At 42.5% G+C, this 14,382-nt stretch carries 12 protein-coding genes; 1 reads left to right on the top strand and 11 read right to left on the bottom strand.

The features are described 5' to 3' along the window. Position 1: 1 nt before the first annotated feature. The 11 genes from murD to ACIQZD_RS07865 all read right to left on the bottom strand — a co-directional run bounded on the left by murD (position 2) and on the right by ACIQZD_RS07865 (position 13,415). Positions 2 to 1,354: a UDP-N-acetylmuramoyl-L-alanine--D-glutamate ligase gene (gene murD, locus ACIQZD_RS07815; RefSeq protein ID WP_402900439.1), complete on the bottom strand. Its 1,353-nt coding sequence runs from the start codon at positions 1,352 to 1,354 to the stop codon at positions 2 to 4. Then, positions 1,355 to 2,332, bottom strand: a complete 978-nt coding sequence (mraY, locus tag ACIQZD_RS07820; RefSeq protein ID WP_101224579.1) for a phospho-N-acetylmuramoyl-pentapeptide-transferase — start codon at positions 2,330 to 2,332, stop codon at positions 1,355 to 1,357. Positions 2,333 to 2,420: 88 nt separating this feature from the next. After that, positions 2,421 to 3,893: a UDP-N-acetylmuramoyl-L-alanyl-D-glutamate--2,6-diaminopimelate ligase gene (locus tag ACIQZD_RS07825; protein ID WP_402900443.1), complete on the bottom strand. Its 1,473-nt coding sequence runs from the start codon at positions 3,891 to 3,893 to the stop codon at positions 2,421 to 2,423. Positions 3,894 to 4,052: 159 nt separating this feature from the next. Further along, on the bottom strand, positions 4,053 to 5,975 hold the full coding sequence (locus ACIQZD_RS07830) for a stage V sporulation protein D (RefSeq protein ID WP_402900446.1): 1,923 nt from the start codon (positions 5,973 to 5,975) through the stop codon (positions 4,053 to 4,055). A gap of 113 nt (positions 5,976 to 6,088) precedes the next feature. Beyond that, a complete protein-coding gene (locus ACIQZD_RS07835; RefSeq protein WP_402900449.1) occupies positions 6,089 to 8,245 on the bottom strand; it encodes a penicillin-binding protein in 2,157 nt (718 codons plus the stop codon). A 2-nt stretch (positions 8,246 to 8,247) separates the two neighbouring features. Then, positions 8,248 to 8,604, bottom strand: a complete 357-nt coding sequence (ftsL, locus tag ACIQZD_RS07840) for a cell division protein FtsL (protein ID WP_402900452.1) — start codon at positions 8,602 to 8,604, stop codon at positions 8,248 to 8,250. A 31-nt stretch (positions 8,605 to 8,635) separates the two neighbouring features. Beyond that, on the bottom strand, positions 8,636 to 9,568 hold the full coding sequence (gene rsmH / locus ACIQZD_RS07845; RefSeq protein WP_402900455.1) for a 16S rRNA (cytosine(1402)-N(4))-methyltransferase RsmH: 933 nt from the start codon (positions 9,566 to 9,568) through the stop codon (positions 8,636 to 8,638). A 52-nt stretch (positions 9,569 to 9,620) separates the two neighbouring features. Beyond that, positions 9,621 to 10,052 carry a division/cell wall cluster transcriptional repressor MraZ gene (mraZ, locus tag ACIQZD_RS07850; protein WP_034313914.1) on the bottom strand — a complete coding sequence of 144 codons (432 nt, stop codon included), beginning with the start codon at positions 10,050 to 10,052 and terminating at the stop codon, positions 9,621 to 9,623. Between the two features lie 343 nt (positions 10,053 to 10,395). Then, complete coding sequence (gene bshC / locus ACIQZD_RS07855) at positions 10,396 to 12,024, bottom strand: bacillithiol biosynthesis cysteine-adding enzyme BshC (RefSeq protein ID WP_402900458.1); 1,629 nt, start codon at positions 12,022 to 12,024, stop codon at positions 10,396 to 10,398. Positions 12,025 to 12,133: 109 nt separating this feature from the next. Next, positions 12,134 to 12,526: a DUF3397 domain-containing protein gene (locus ACIQZD_RS07860; protein ID WP_402900461.1), complete on the bottom strand. Its 393-nt coding sequence runs from the start codon at positions 12,524 to 12,526 to the stop codon at positions 12,134 to 12,136. A gap of 4 nt (positions 12,527 to 12,530) precedes the next feature. Next, positions 12,531 to 13,415, bottom strand: a complete 885-nt coding sequence (locus ACIQZD_RS07865; protein ID WP_402900464.1) for a 2-dehydropantoate 2-reductase — start codon at positions 13,413 to 13,415, stop codon at positions 12,531 to 12,533. 466 nt (positions 13,416 to 13,881) lie between these two features. Here ACIQZD_RS07865 and ACIQZD_RS07870 point away from each other — a divergent pair, with 466 nt between their 5' ends. Next, positions 13,882 to 14,370, top strand: a complete 489-nt coding sequence (locus ACIQZD_RS07870; protein ID WP_101224571.1) for an N-acetyltransferase — start codon at positions 13,882 to 13,884, stop codon at positions 14,368 to 14,370. Positions 14,371 to 14,382: the final 12 nt, after the last annotated feature.

Genomic DNA, 14,382 nt, shown 5'->3' on the forward strand with positions numbered 1-14,382 from the left:
CTTACTTAAGTTTATGCACGGCCTCCATAAACATGTCTCCTCTTTGCTCAAAAGTTTTATATTGATCCCAGCTTGCACAAGCCGGGGAGAGAAGAATGCAGTCGCCTTCATTTGATAATTCAAATGCAGCCGGCACGGCCTTTTCTACATTATCGACACGTTTTATATTCGCTATTCCTATTTCTTTGGCTACCCGTTCAATTTTTTCTGCCGTTTCACCAAAAGTTATCACGGCTTTGACATTTTTCATCGCCGGTTTCAACTCATCGAATTCATTTCCGCGATCCAAACCGCCTGCCAATAAGATGACAGGTTCCGTAAAGGATGTTAATGCTTTGGATGCTGCAAGAATGTTCGTCGCTTTCGAATCATTATAAAATTTACGGTTATCGATCGTTGCGACAAACTGCAGACGGTGCTCCACACCATAAAATGTTTTCAGTACAGTCTGAATGGCTTCGTTAGCTACACCCTTCAGTTTTGCCGCGGAGATGGCCGCTAGCACATTTTCCAGATTATGCTTACCAGGAAGGGCTATCTCTGAAACTTCAATGATTTTTTCCCCACGGAAACAGGCGGCACCATTTTCCACATAGGCTCCATTTTCATGTTTCACTTCAGCTGAAAAAGGAACAAGTTCAGCCTTGGTCTTTTTCGCCATGGATAAAACAAGATCTTGATCTGCATTATAAATCATGAAATCTGAGGCTATTTGATTTTTCGTAATGGCAGCTTTTGCTTCGACATATTCCTGTTTGGAACTGTGATAATCCAAATGTGCATCATACAAATTTGTCACGATTGAGATTTCAGGACGAAATTCGTCTATTCCCATTAACTGAAACGACGACAATTCAATGACGATCGAGTCATCGGATTTTGCTTTTTGGGCAACACCAGAAGCCACTGTCCCGATATTACCGGCAATCAGCGGGGATTTTTCACCGGTCTTCAACATTTCGTATATCAATGTTGTCGTGGTCGTTTTCCCATTTGTACCAGTGATTCCTATGAAAGGTGCCTCACTTATCTGATAGGCCAGTTCAACTTCCGTTATAACTGGAATCCCTTTTTCCAATGCCCCTTTTATAATAGGGTTCCTATAGGGGATTCCCGGGTTTTTCACGATCAGCTCGAAACCTTCATCAAGGAGCTCGATCGGATGACTGCCGCAGATGACTTTGATTCCCTGTTCAAGAAGTCCTTGAGCCTCAGGATTTTCCGATAATGGCTTCATGTCATTAACTGTCACGAATGCACCTAATTTATGTAGAAGCGAAGCTGCCATCACTCCGCTTTTTGCCAAACCCAATACTAATATCTTTTTCTCTGAATACTTTGCAGTCTCTCTCAATTATATCCACACCTCTAAATAGATTCCGAGTACCGCACACAGCAGCCCCACTGTCCAGAAAGTCACGACGACGCGCCATTCCGACCAGCCGGAAAGCTCATAATGGTGGTGAAGCGGACTCATTTTAAAAATACGTTTACCAGTCGTTTTAAAAGATCCTACCTGCAGGATGACCGAGAGCGTCTCTATGACAAAGACTCCGCCGATGATTACCAGGAGGATTTCTAGCTTCGTTAACAAAGCGATGGTTGCGATCGCTCCTCCAAGGGCCAAGGAACCCGTATCCCCCATGAAAACCTTTGCTGGATGTGCATTGAATACCAAAAATCCAAGTACTGCACCGACAACCGCCACCGAAAAAATGGCGACATCATATTGCGACTGGCTCCAGGCCAAAATGGCAAAAGCACCAAAGGCAATGGCTGATGTTCCTGAGACAAGTCCATCAAGCCCATCCGTCAAATTGACGGCATTCGAAAAACCTACAAGCCAGAAAATAACGATAAACAGATAAAACCAGCCAAAATCAAAAGCAAAGTCAGTGCCTGGAATCGTCAATTCAGGATTAAAACGGTCTGTCTGCTTAAAGACGAAGTAAAAGATGACCGAAATCACAATTTGTCCAAGCAATTTTTGCTTGGAAGTCAGTCCCAGGTTTCGCTTCATGACCACTTTAATGAAATCATCCAGGAAACCTAATAAACCAAAACCTAAAGTAACGAATAGTAATAAATACGTTTCGGTTGAAGGTGCCGAGAATTTCAAAGTCATGATCAGTGTAGCGATGGTAACAGATAATAATATGACCAAACCGCCCATGGTGGGTGTTCCCGTTTTCTTCAGATGCGATTGTGGGCCTTCTTCCCTGATACTTTGCCCGAATTTCAATCTTCTTAAAAACGGGATGAAAATCGGCGAAAGAAGAACGGTTACTAAAAACGCCACCAAAATCGTATAAAAAATCACTTGTTCCAACATTCCTTACTCCCTCATTCCTAACACAATTCAAATATAAAATTCTGCTTGATGTCTTTTCTTATTTGCTCCAGGGCAATTTAGCGTCGGTTCAAACTGAACCCAAACGACTTTGAATCGCCTTTTCCGCTTCTTCACGGTCATCGAAGTGAAGCACTTCGTCACCGACCAATTGATAGGTTTCATGACCTTTTCCAGCTATTAAAATAACGTCGCCCTCTTCCGCCTTGGAAACAGCGTAAGCTATCGCCTGCCTGCGGTCTTCGATAACCGTATATTCTTGGCCTGCTACACCAGCTTCCATATCCCGGAGGATCTGGGCAGCATCTTCACTGCGCGGATTATCCGAAGTGAAGATCGGATCAGTCGCCAAGCTGCAAGCAATTTCAGCCATGATGGGACGCTTTGTCTTGTCTCGGTCCCCGCCGCAGCCCACTATCACAAAGATTTTCTTTCTAGCAAACTCACCAACAGTCTTGAGAACATTTTCTAAGCTGTCCGGAGTATGGGCATAATCAACAATGACCGGGAAGTCCTGATTCGCTGTAATGAGCTCAAAACGGCCTGCAACACCTTTTATTTCCTCGATGGATTTAATTGTCTCATCCAGATCGTTACCGGCGCACAGAGCGGCAGAGATGGCAGAGAGTACATTATAAACACTGAATTTACCAATCAGCTTCAGCTGAATGTAACGCTCTTCTTTACCTGCTGTCAAGGTGAAAGATGTGCCATTTGCATCAATTTTTATATCCGTGGCCCTGATATCCGCTTCTTTGTCTATGCCGTATGTAACCACTGTCGCAGCAGTCGCTTTAATGAAATCGGCTGTTGCCTCATCATCAGCATTAAGCACAGCATATTTAGGACGATTTTCTATGTAAGCGTTGCCGAGCTGTGAGAAAAACAAGGATTTTGCTTGCCTGTATCTGTCCATGGTTTTATGAAAGTCCAAATGATCCTGTGTAAGATTCGTAAAGACGGCAATATCATAATCACAGCCATGGACGCGTCCAAGCTCAAGTGCATGAGATGAAACTTCCATAATGGCCGTGGTAACAGATGCTTCGGCCATTTCATGAAAAGCCTTCTGCAGCGTAACGCTATCTGGCGTCGTATTCTTGGTTTCATATACCGTATCGGCAATTTTTGTATACATCGTGCCAATCAAGCCTGTTTTTTCTTGTCGATCCTCGAAAATCTTTTCCAATAAGTGACTGGTCGTCGTCTTTCCATTCGTACCTGTAATTCCGATCAAGCGCATCTTTTGAGTCGGATGGCCATAAAATGCATCGGCAAGCACCGCCATCGCCCTGCTCGAATCCCTGACTACGATCACTGGAACATCGAGGTCAAGCGGCCTTTCGGCAATGACTGCTGCAGCTCCATGTTCTACAGCAAGTTGGGCAAAATCATGACCATCGACTGTATAACCTTCTATACAAACAAATAAACTTCCGTCTATGACTTTACGGTTATCATTTTCAATGGAGGTGATTTCAGGATTCTCTCCTTCATACGGAAATAAGGAGTGTAAATAAGATAGTAATTTGTGAAGCTTCATTTTTCCATCCCTCTCAACTTAATTTGAGGATTCATTATATGTGATTAGCCTCGGCTTGTCGAGAAAACCAATTTCAATTATACGGGGTTATCCCGACTCCGTAAACAAAGCGGCTGATGATTCTTCAGCCGCTTTAACTATTCATATATTATATTATACTTATTCTGTATTTTCGCCAAGATAAATTCTTATTGTAGAGCCTTGTTTTACTTTAACGCCTGGATCCGGGGCTTGATTTATGACTTTATCCCCATTTCCGGCAATATCCAGCTTAAGGTCGATGAGCTGGGTTTGCAACTCTTTTCTGCTGAGACCCACAACGTCAGGTACCTCGACCATTACGGGATCCGTCCAGACCGTTTCCTTCTCAATCTGGTTTTTCCTTGGCTTGACGTCCATGGCCCTAAGTGAATCCTCCATGATGTTCCCAACGATCGGTGCAGCTACTACCCCGCCGAATTGTACCGTCCCTTTCGGATTATCCACAGCTATATACACGACGATTTGCGGATCATCCGCTGGAGCGACACCTATGAACGACAGAATATAATTATTTTCAAGGTATCGGCCATTTTCAGCTTTTTGGGCAGTACCCGTTTTCCCGCCGACCCGGTACGACTCCACGAAAGCTCCTTTACCGCTACCTTGGGCGACAACGGATTCAAGTGCTTCACGGACTTTCTTCGAGCTTGCTTCTGAAATCACCTTTTTCTTCGCCTGTGGGGTCTTTCGCATCAGCACTTCCCCATTTTTTGGGTTCACCAGTTCCTTCGCGATATAAGGTGTATACAAAGTTCCGCCATTCACAGCAGCCGATACCGCTGTCACCTGCTGAATGGGCGTTACGGCTACACCTTGTCCAAACGCAGTCGTTGCCTGCTCAACCGGACCCACTTGATCCATGTTGAACATGATTCCTTTTCCTTCTCCGGTTAAATCAATCCCCGTTTTTTGCCCAAACCCGAAATCATTTATATATTTAAACAGCTTGTCTTTACCAAGCCGGTTCCCTAATTCTACAAACCCTGGGTTACATGAATTCTCGACGACTTCAAGAAAAGTTTGGTCACCATGTCCTCCCCTTTTCCAGCAGTGCAGTGTAGACCCTGACACCTCCACATGACCGGAATCATAAAAATGTTCCTTTTCTAAGTCGACCTTCCCTTCCTCAAGCGCCGCAGCAAGCGTGATGATCTTAAAAGTCGAACCTGGTTCATATATACTCCAAACTGGTAAATTACGATTATACACTTCTGAAGGTACATTTTGGAAATTGGCTGGGTCGAAGGTTGGCCTGCTGGACATTGCCAATATTTCCCCGGTATTCGGGTTCATTGCAATGGCAATTATACCATCGGGATCATATGTCGCCTCCGCATTATCGAGCTCCCTCTCCACGATCGTCTGGATTTTGCTATCGATGGTTAGCTTCAGGTTATCACCATCAACAGGAGGCTTATAGTCATCGGCCATATTCTCGAGCCTTTTCCCTTTCGCATCCGAGTAAAATTTAACGAATCCTTTTTCCCCGCTTAGTTCCTTATCATAAGACAATTCAATACCCATCAACCCTTGATTATCGGAGCCCGTAAAGCCAAGAACATGCGAAAGGTATTCACCAAATGGATAATGCCGCTTTGAATCTTCAGCGATATAAACACCCTTTATCCCTAATGCTTTAATTTCCTTCGCCTTTTCATGAGATATCTTTCTGCCTTCCGGAATCCTGACGCTCATCGCCTGTTTCGTTAACCATTGATAAGCCTTTTCCTTTGTCATATCCAATATTGAAGCAAGCTGTTCCGCCGTCTCCCCTGGATTCTCAATCTGCCTTGGGATGACATAGACCGTTGGTGCAGATATATTCGTTGCCAGCTCGACACCATTCCGATCGAGAATTTCTCCTCGTTTGGCTTCAAAAGGAATATTCCTGCTCCAGGAATCTTTAGCCAGCCCCGTCAACTTATCCCCAAGATAAAACTGTACAATTCCCAATCGGATATCAATGATAAAAAAAACAACGATACCGATCGCCAATGCGATTGCCAGCCGTTTTCGGACAGTAACATTCGAAACACGCAAAAACAGGCACCTCCATTTCATACATGCTTCAATATATGCTTGTCTACTCGATGCTAGACTAGAAACCTTGAAAGAAATAAAGAGGGAATCCATTTGGGATCCCCTCTTTATCTTCACTCTGTTTTCTCTTTAGTCGGTATATCTACACCAGCCCCTTCAGGCTGGGATAATTCAATATTGATGGTTTCTCCTTCCTTTACTTTTTTCCCGGCCTCAAGACTTTGTTTACTCACATATCCAGTACCTACAGTTTTCAGATCCAGTTTTGCAACCTTAGCCAATTTCATAACATCGCGCAGGGACCATCCCTTCATGTCAGGAACTTTCATTTCTCCTTCAGTCCGCAGTATTATCTTTTCACCCTGTAAGAGTATACTCCCGGCTTTTGGGGATTGATCGAGCACTTTACGCCCACTTCCGATCGCACTTACATCATAGCCAAGTTCCTTCAGTTCTTTGACAGCTGAACTCTCTGTTTGATTCGTATAGTCAACGATTTTATTTGCTTTTTGTTTTTTAACATCAGAAGGTTTGATGTTTAGATATTGCAGGCTATTTTGCATGACAGGATTAAATATCTCTGACAATGGATCAGCCCCAACATAAGATGCACCTAACTTCGGCTGCTTGACCGCCACATACATGACCAACTGCGGATCATCTTTTGGAGCCATACCTAAAAAGGAGAATACATAGTTATTTTTCCCTTCTAAATATCTACCTGTCGGACCTGGAATTTGTGCAGTACCGGTTTTTCCCGCTACTTCATATCCATCAATGGCATATTTTTTCCCAGTTCCTTTTTTCGCGGTAATTACCGTTTCCAAATAATCACGTACCTGTTTTGCAGTTTCTTCCGAAATCGGTTGCCCTGTCACTTTCGGCTTTGTCGTTTTCAAAACTTTTCCGGTATCTTGATCGGAAATGCTTTTTATCACGTATGGCCGCATCATTTTTCCGTCATTGGCTATTGCGGATGCAGCTTGGATTTGTTGAATCGGTGTAACGGTCGAACCCTGTCCAAAGGCAGTAGTCACTTTTTCAAGCTTATACTTGTATTGAATTTTACCGGTTATCTCGTTCGGCAGGTCAATTCCCGTTTTTTTATCAAATCCGAACTTAGTCAAATACTCACGAAAAGTATCCGCTCCTATCTTATCCATTGCAAGTGTTGCGAAAGCGACGTTGGAGGAACGCTGAACCCCTTCAAGAAAGGTCATGCTCTTCCCTCTTTCGATTCCGCTATGATCTCCAATTTTCCCCGATCCGGCTTTGTAGGTTCCTGCAACAAAACTTTCATTCGGATTAAAGACCCCTTCCTCAACAGCAGCGGCAAGGGTGAAAGTTTTCATGGTTGAACCCGGTTCGAAGGTTTCTTCAATGGCCAAGTTACGCCATGTATCCGTTAGCCCGACTTTCGTTGTCGGATGGAAGGTAGGCCTTTGCCCCATCGCCACTATCTCCCCCGTTTTTGGATTGGAGACAATCGCTATGATTTGTTCGGGATCGTATTTTTCCTGTACTTTGCTCATTGAATCTTCCAAGAACGTTTGTATTTTCTTATCGATGGTCAGCATGACATCATTGCCATTATCAGGGGCAACCACCTTTTCCTCCTTATCTGGTAAAAGGAAGCCCCATCTATCACTATCATATGTCAGCTTCCCATCCGTTTCCTGCAATTCTTTATTGAGGTACCTTTCAATGCCGAACTTACCAGCCATTTCTCCCGTTTCTTCATCCTTTTCTACATAGCCAATCAGATGGGAGGCGAAAATCCCATTAGGATAGAAACGTTTATTGGTTCTTCCGAATGTAATTCCCGGCAGTTCCAATTTTTCTATTTTCTGCTTGACTACCTGAGTCAAATCCTTGCCGGCACTGCCAAATTCCACCTGGTAAGCCCCTTTTTTCGTAAGTCTTTCATAAATGTCCTGTTCATCCATGTCGATATATTTTGCAAGCTTACTAGCGGTCATCTCCGGATCCTTGACATGCTCGGGCTCCTTTTCACTGAGTACAGCCCTTAAGATATAGGAGGAAGTATCCTCGGCGATGACTTCCCCCTTTGTATCGAGTATGCTTCCCCTTTTGGCTTCTATGACCTGTTTTTGTTCATATTTCTTGTCGATTTTCGAAGCCAGTACCTCCCCGCCCGCTGTTCCTGTCACCTGAATATACAAAAAGCGGCAGACTAATACAAAAAAGAGCAGGCCGAATAAGAAGAATAATCCGGCTGCCCCATGCTTCATATTTTTTTGTTTCTGCATTATCACTGCACACCCTTCACATTATTCTCATTTAACTTGAACCCTAGCGCTGCAGCTTTTTTCCAAATTCTTTCGTATGTACTAAGTTCAGCAACCTGCACTTTCAAATCATCATTCACTTTACCCTGTTCTTCAATCGACGTTTCCACTAGCTGGATCTCTTTATTCGTTTCATAGATGGCCGCTTGATTTGAGACAATTTTCACTCCCATGAAGGTAACCATGATAGCAAGGGCACATAGTAAGAAAAGTTCACCAATGGATATCTTCGCTTTACGGATGACCACCGTTTGTTGTGTCTGTTGCTGCTGTTGGTCTTCATATTGCTGTCCTTGTATTTTTTTGGCTATGGAACTCATTCATGTTCCCCCTTACTGTTTTTTTCTGTAATTATTGCTTTTCGGCGATTCTTAGCTTGGCCGACCGGGAACGATTATTCCCTTCCAATTCTTCTTCCGAAGGTAAAATCGGTTTTCTCGTAATTATTTTCATGGTTGGCTTGAATTCATCCGGGATAACTGGAAGTCCAGGCGGAAGGTCCGGCATGCTACTGGCCTTTTTAAATACCGTTTTACAAATTCTATCTTCAAGAGAATGGAATGTAATGACAGATATTCTTCCCTCTTTATCCAAAAGCGATATGGCTTGCTCCAAGGAATCCTCAAAGACACCAAGTTCGTCATTCACAGCGATTCTTATTGCTTGGAACACTCGTTTCGCAGGGTGTCCGCCTTTACGTCTTGCCGGGGCCGGTATCCCATCCTTTATTAACTCCACAAGCTCGAACGTCGTTTCAATCGGTTTTATTTCACGTGCCGCTTCAATTTTCCTGGCAATTTGTTTCGAAAACTTTTCTTCTCCATATTGGAAGAAAATTCTCAGCAAATCATGGAATGACCAAGTATTCACGACATCATAGGCAGAAATGGCAGCACTTTGGTCCATCCTCATATCCAAAGGTGCATCATGGTTATAGCTGAAACCACGCTCTGGTGTATCCAATTGTGGGGATGACACGCCTAAATCATAAAGGATCCCGTCCACTTTCTCGATTCCCCGGGCATTCAACTCTTCTTTTAAGTATTTAAAATTATTAGGAACAAGAACAATACGTTCGCCATAGCTTTCCAATTTTTCCTTAGCATTCCGAATTGCCGTTTCGTCCTGATCAAAAGCATAAAGCCTGCCTTTGTCAGAGAGCTGTGAAAGCAAGTATTCGCTGTGACCGGCTCCTCCTAAAGTACAATCCACATAATTTCCATCAGGTTTGATGTTCAATCCATCAACCGTCTCTTTTAATAACACTGTTGTATGTTGAAACATGCTAGACATCCTTCCAATCGGTTATTGAGTGACTCTATTTCTGAGGGCAGCCTTAAATATCAAAGCCAATCATATTTTCTGCTATCTCAGCGAAAGAATCCTCCGAAGCTGAAAAATAGTTTTCCCAAAGGGATTTGCTCCAAATCTCAATACGATTGGTAACACCAAGAATTACACATTCTTTTTCCAATTGGCCATATGAAGTAAGCGGCGTGGGGATATTAATTCGCCCTTGTTTATCAATTTCGCATTCTGTAGCTGCAGAAAAGAAAAAACGGGTAAAGGCTCGGGCATCTTTTTTTGTTAAGGGCAGGGCTTTCAGCTTTTCTTCAAGCAGCTTCCACTCTTCCATAGGATAACCAAATAAACATTGATCGAGTCCGCGGGTAAGAACAAATTGCTCCCCGAGATTTTCCCTGAATTTCACCGGGACTATCAAACGGCCCTTTATATCGATGTTATGATGGTACTCTCCCATGAACATACCCACTACCCCCACATTCTAATCTCAATGTACCACATTCCCCCACCTTTCTCCACTTGTTTTTACTTTCTCCTTCCAAGTAAAAATTCCCTTCTTTTCTTCTTAAGTTTATTTAGGCAAATTATTCAAAGAAACGCGCATTTCCCTCGAATGGACTCAGACTAAGACGCAGACCCACTATTACTGTCGAAGCACTACCGGACAAGTGCCCAGGAAACAGAAAAAAAGACAGGCTTTAGCACCTGTCTTTTTTTTACTTTTTAATCCCTCCGTCAGGATTGGCAAGTGGCAACTCCATTCAAAAATGATTAGTCCGCCACTTTTCCCCAAAACGGATGATTTTTTAAATGAAAATCAATTTATGCTGATTATTGAACCGGTATTCCAGCTTCATCATATCCCGAACGAACTCTGGCCCATATTGATTCAAGTAATAAAGCACGTTCCAAATCCGCTCCTGGGGTGATTCAAGAGGGTACAGTGAATTTGCTATCCGTTCATATTTCTTCAATATGACCGAATGCCGTTCCTTTGTACGGTCACCGATTTTGCCATACATGAAATTCAATTGCTTTTGGATGAATTCGATGTTTTTGTTCAACATCGGCTCAAGTCCTCTATCTAAAGAGACAGCGTGGACAAATAGCTTTTCATGGTTCTCTTCAAGCTGTGATTTCAGCGTCCCAAACAGATTGTCAATCGTCTCATCCTTCACGGAATCAAGGTAACTTTTCACAGAATTAGCGGTTCCTTCAGTCAGAACAGTTTCCAAACTGAGTTCCATTTCTTCAAGGTCGCTATGGATACTGCGCTCCACCAGCGTGATGTTTAACCTAGGAATGATTGGCGGCATCTTCATGGAAAACAACTCAAATACCTTTTTTAATTCGGCCCAATAAGCTATTTCCCCTGGCCCTGAAACGAAAGCCAATACAGGGAAAATCATTTCCTGCATAAGCGGGCGTGTAATGACATTATTGCTTAATCGTTCTGGATGGTTTTTGGCTATCTGCAGGAGTTCCAGCTCGGTAAATGATACCTCACCGTTTTTTCCGCTGAAACCGCCTTCTACACGCTCGAGTAAACATCGATCTTTTTTTTCTGGATCATAATAAAATAAATTAGCAGCCTGTTTATCCATTTCAATCATTTTTGCATACCCTTTCGCATGCATGAATGATTGCTGTTCCTCGACCATTTCAGCTATCCGTCCACTTTCCTTGACCATCGATTCAAAGTATGCCTTCTCAATTCGCCTTAATTCCGGATCTCCGGCATCGACTAGTAAAAGGCCATATTCTTTGAACCATTCATGAATCAGCCTGGCGAAGAAGTCGACGAAGGTATTCGATTGCTTAATGGTTTCCTTCATATCAATCAGGAGTTTATTCGTAAAGGCCGTTTCTCCATATGTTTCAATGATTTCCTCAAGCCACTTCTCTGCCTTTTCCGTTTCCAGCTCCACGTCAGAAACCATTGTTTTATACGGTTGATAGGATGGATAGGTTTTTTTATCGGGTTTACCGTTTTTCATGACATAAACATGATTGACTTCAGCTAAATCATGATCTTCTCCAGCTATCCAAAAAACTGGAATGACTGGCTGCCCCAATTCTTTTTCCTGTTCTTCCGCAAGCTTAATGATCGAAATCACTTTATGAATGGTATACAGCGGCCCTGATAATAACCCAGCCTGCTGTCCTCCAATCACAACCACGGAATCATCCCTGCGCAACCTTTCAATATTCCCCTTAACTGCCTTACTGAACGAAAGACGAGACATGTATTGTTGTATGTAATCCGACAATTCATCACGTGAAAAAGAGCGGTTCATCAATTCACTATATCTATTGAGATAAATGTCAGGCTTTGCTAAGTCATAGTGAAAATAATCCTCCGTTTCAAGACGGTTTTGTAAATAGTCCGATGCAAAACGGTTTAAAGATGGTAACGCGAGATCTTTCATCTCCATTTCTGTTCTCCCTTTCTCTGCAACTACAATTCTTTTTAGAGTATAACATTCCGGTTTAAGAAAATAAAAGAAGTTGCCCAGCAGCAGAAAATTGATGCGATGTTCTATGTTATGTAGTCAATATCTTCGTAATACTTGTAATTATGCCAATGGAAAATAATAGAAGGTAAGCCACAAAAAAGAAGGCGAAGTTCACTCTCCAAAAACCCTTTAATACCTTATGGAAAATGATTTCTTCTTTTACCTTGTAATGGACAAGGACCACCAAGAATGCGTTAAGGATCATGATGAGCATGATCACCCAAAGAATTTGCTTATCCCAAATCGCAATGATCAAATAATGGACGGATAATACGAACAGCAGCGTACTCATGTCCATTGCAAATTGAACGGAGCGCCTATGGTTCCCAGTGAATTGTTTGGCACTAATAAAAAAAAGTATATACCCTGCGAAAGGCAAGGTAATAAATATCGCGGCAAGGTTTGAAACTACGAACGGCACATCCTCATCCCCCCTGAGACTCTTTTCCTTTGACCATCTTATATAAAGAAGACGTAAGGCAATGACTTTTCCCTTTGCTCTTTGCCTCCGAGAGGATATGACCCAAAATAGCATCAATTTCCGTTTTACGGCCATTTTCTAAATCTTTTAGCATCGATGATCGATTTTCCGCTGTTGCCATACAAACGGACCTCACATTTTCGAATGACTCATCCTTATTCTGAACTTCCAAAATACCGGAGACTTCTTCAAAAAGGTCTTGAAACAATTGGTAATAAAAGGGATCAGTTATCAAACCTCCATTTTCCACGCCAAGTATCGCTGTTAATGGATTTATCACTGCATTGACGACAAGCTTATCCATCAGCATCGAGTGAAAATCCTCACTCTTCGTAAAAGGAAAATGATCGATCCTTTCATCCACTAACGATAGTTGCTCAAGTTCCCCTTTAAAGGAAGCGATCCTTGTAATGCCGAGCCCTGTATGCTCGACGGTATTCCCGTCATGTTTCAATGCCCCATGCTCCACTACCCCCACATATATGCTCGGGGATTGAAGCTGCTTTAAATAAGAAATATGCCCATAGCCATTCTGCAAGAATAGCAATGGAACCTGAATCCCTTTAATTCTAGGCAGTACTTGCGGCAGGTGATATTGCTTGACGGCCAATATAAGAAGATCCACATCCGATATCCCTTCATCCAGACCCATAGAAATGATTCCTGTCAGCAGCCGGCTTTCACCACCTGCAATAAGACGGATTCCATCACGTTGGATGAAGGACGCCTGATCCGCAGAATGGGTATAAAGAGTCACACTATGTTTTTCACTTAAATGAGACGCAAACAGCAGCCCGATGGCCCCTCCCCCAATTATTCCAATTCTCATAATACCCTTCCTTACTTTTTGAAATATATTTACTATTTTATCACATTATCTTTTTTATCCTGCATCAATTTCACATCAACAACTTTGGAAACGCCGTCAACCTGATTGCATGGAGTTTACCCGCCATCAACAAGGCTCGCCATAGAATATCAATGGAAAGAATTATTAATACGCCATTGAAGATATATTCTCTTCTTTAAGCGTTAATTTAATGGTATATTAGATACGAAAAGCTTAGCCATTTTAAAGACTTTATAGGAACAAAAGATAACTCCAATCTCTACCCACGAAATATTGGAGGGAAAAGGGCGGGGGATAAAAGGCTATAAGCATTTAATCAGCTAGGATAAATCGATGATGTCATACTAGATATAGCCTAAGCTTGAATTCCACATAAAGATCAGTGGGATGACTTTCAAAGGGTACTATCGGAAGAGGTTTATCAGAATTAAGGGGGAGCTTTTTTATGGAATACAAGGTTGAACGATTACTTGTAAATTTTAAAACGCTTGAGGAATTCAAAAAATTCAAAGAATACGGGATACAGGAACTGTCCATGCTCGATGATTTAGAGGCTAACATCATTGAAAATGACAGCCAATCACCTTTTTACGGAATCTTTTATGGCGACAAACTTGTAGCCCGTATGAGCCTGTATAAAAGAAGCGCTAAATTTGACCGGTATTTTGACAATTCTAGGGACTTCCTTGTTCTCTGGAAACTTGAAGTCCTGCCTAACTATCAGAAAAAAGGTTATGGAAGAGCTTTGGTTGAATTCGCCAAAAGCCTGAACATGCCTATCAAAACCAATCCAAGAGTTCATTCACAAGACTTTTGGAAAAAGATGGGTTTTTCTGCTGTTTCCTATGATTTGGACAGGGACCTTGGAGAAAACCCGCTGATTTGGAGCCCATTTGACATACAAGATAAAAAAGAAATAGATACGCAAGAATAAGGAATACCAAGA

It is taken from the genome of Peribacillus sp. NPDC096447, from assembly GCF_044762725.1.
In the GTDB taxonomy this organism is placed as follows: domain Bacteria; phylum Bacillota; class Bacilli; order Bacillales; family DSM-1321; genus Peribacillus.

What these genes read in the sequence shown, in the direction of transcription:
- mraY (WP_101224579.1), bottom strand. Translation starts at nt 2,332, where the DNA reads ATGTTGGAACAAGTGATTTTTTATACGATTTTGGTGGCGTTTTTAGTA.
- ACIQZD_RS07825 (WP_402900443.1), bottom strand. Translation starts at nt 3,893, where the DNA reads ATGAAGCTTCACAAATTACTATCTTATTTACACTCCTTATTTCCGTAT.
- ACIQZD_RS07835 (WP_402900449.1), bottom strand. Translation starts at nt 8,245, where the DNA reads ATGCAGAAACAAAAAAATATGAAGCATGGGGCAGCCGGATTATTCTTC.
- ftsL (WP_402900452.1), bottom strand. Translation starts at nt 8,604, where the DNA reads ATGAGTTCCATAGCCAAAAAAATACAAGGACAGCAATATGAAGACCAA.
- rsmH (WP_402900455.1), bottom strand. Translation starts at nt 9,568, where the DNA reads ATGTTTCAACATACAACAGTGTTATTAAAAGAGACGGTTGATGGATTG.
- mraZ (WP_034313914.1), bottom strand. Translation starts at nt 10,052, where the DNA reads ATGTTCATGGGAGAGTACCATCATAACATCGATATAAAGGGCCGTTTG.
- bshC (WP_402900458.1), bottom strand. Translation starts at nt 12,024, where the DNA reads ATGGAGATGAAAGATCTCGCGTTACCATCTTTAAACCGTTTTGCATCG.
- ACIQZD_RS07865 (WP_402900464.1), bottom strand. Translation starts at nt 13,415, where the DNA reads ATGAGAATTGGAATAATTGGGGGAGGGGCCATCGGGCTGCTGTTTGCG.
- ACIQZD_RS07870 (WP_101224571.1), top strand. Translation starts at nt 13,882, where the DNA reads ATGGAATACAAGGTTGAACGATTACTTGTAAATTTTAAAACGCTTGAG.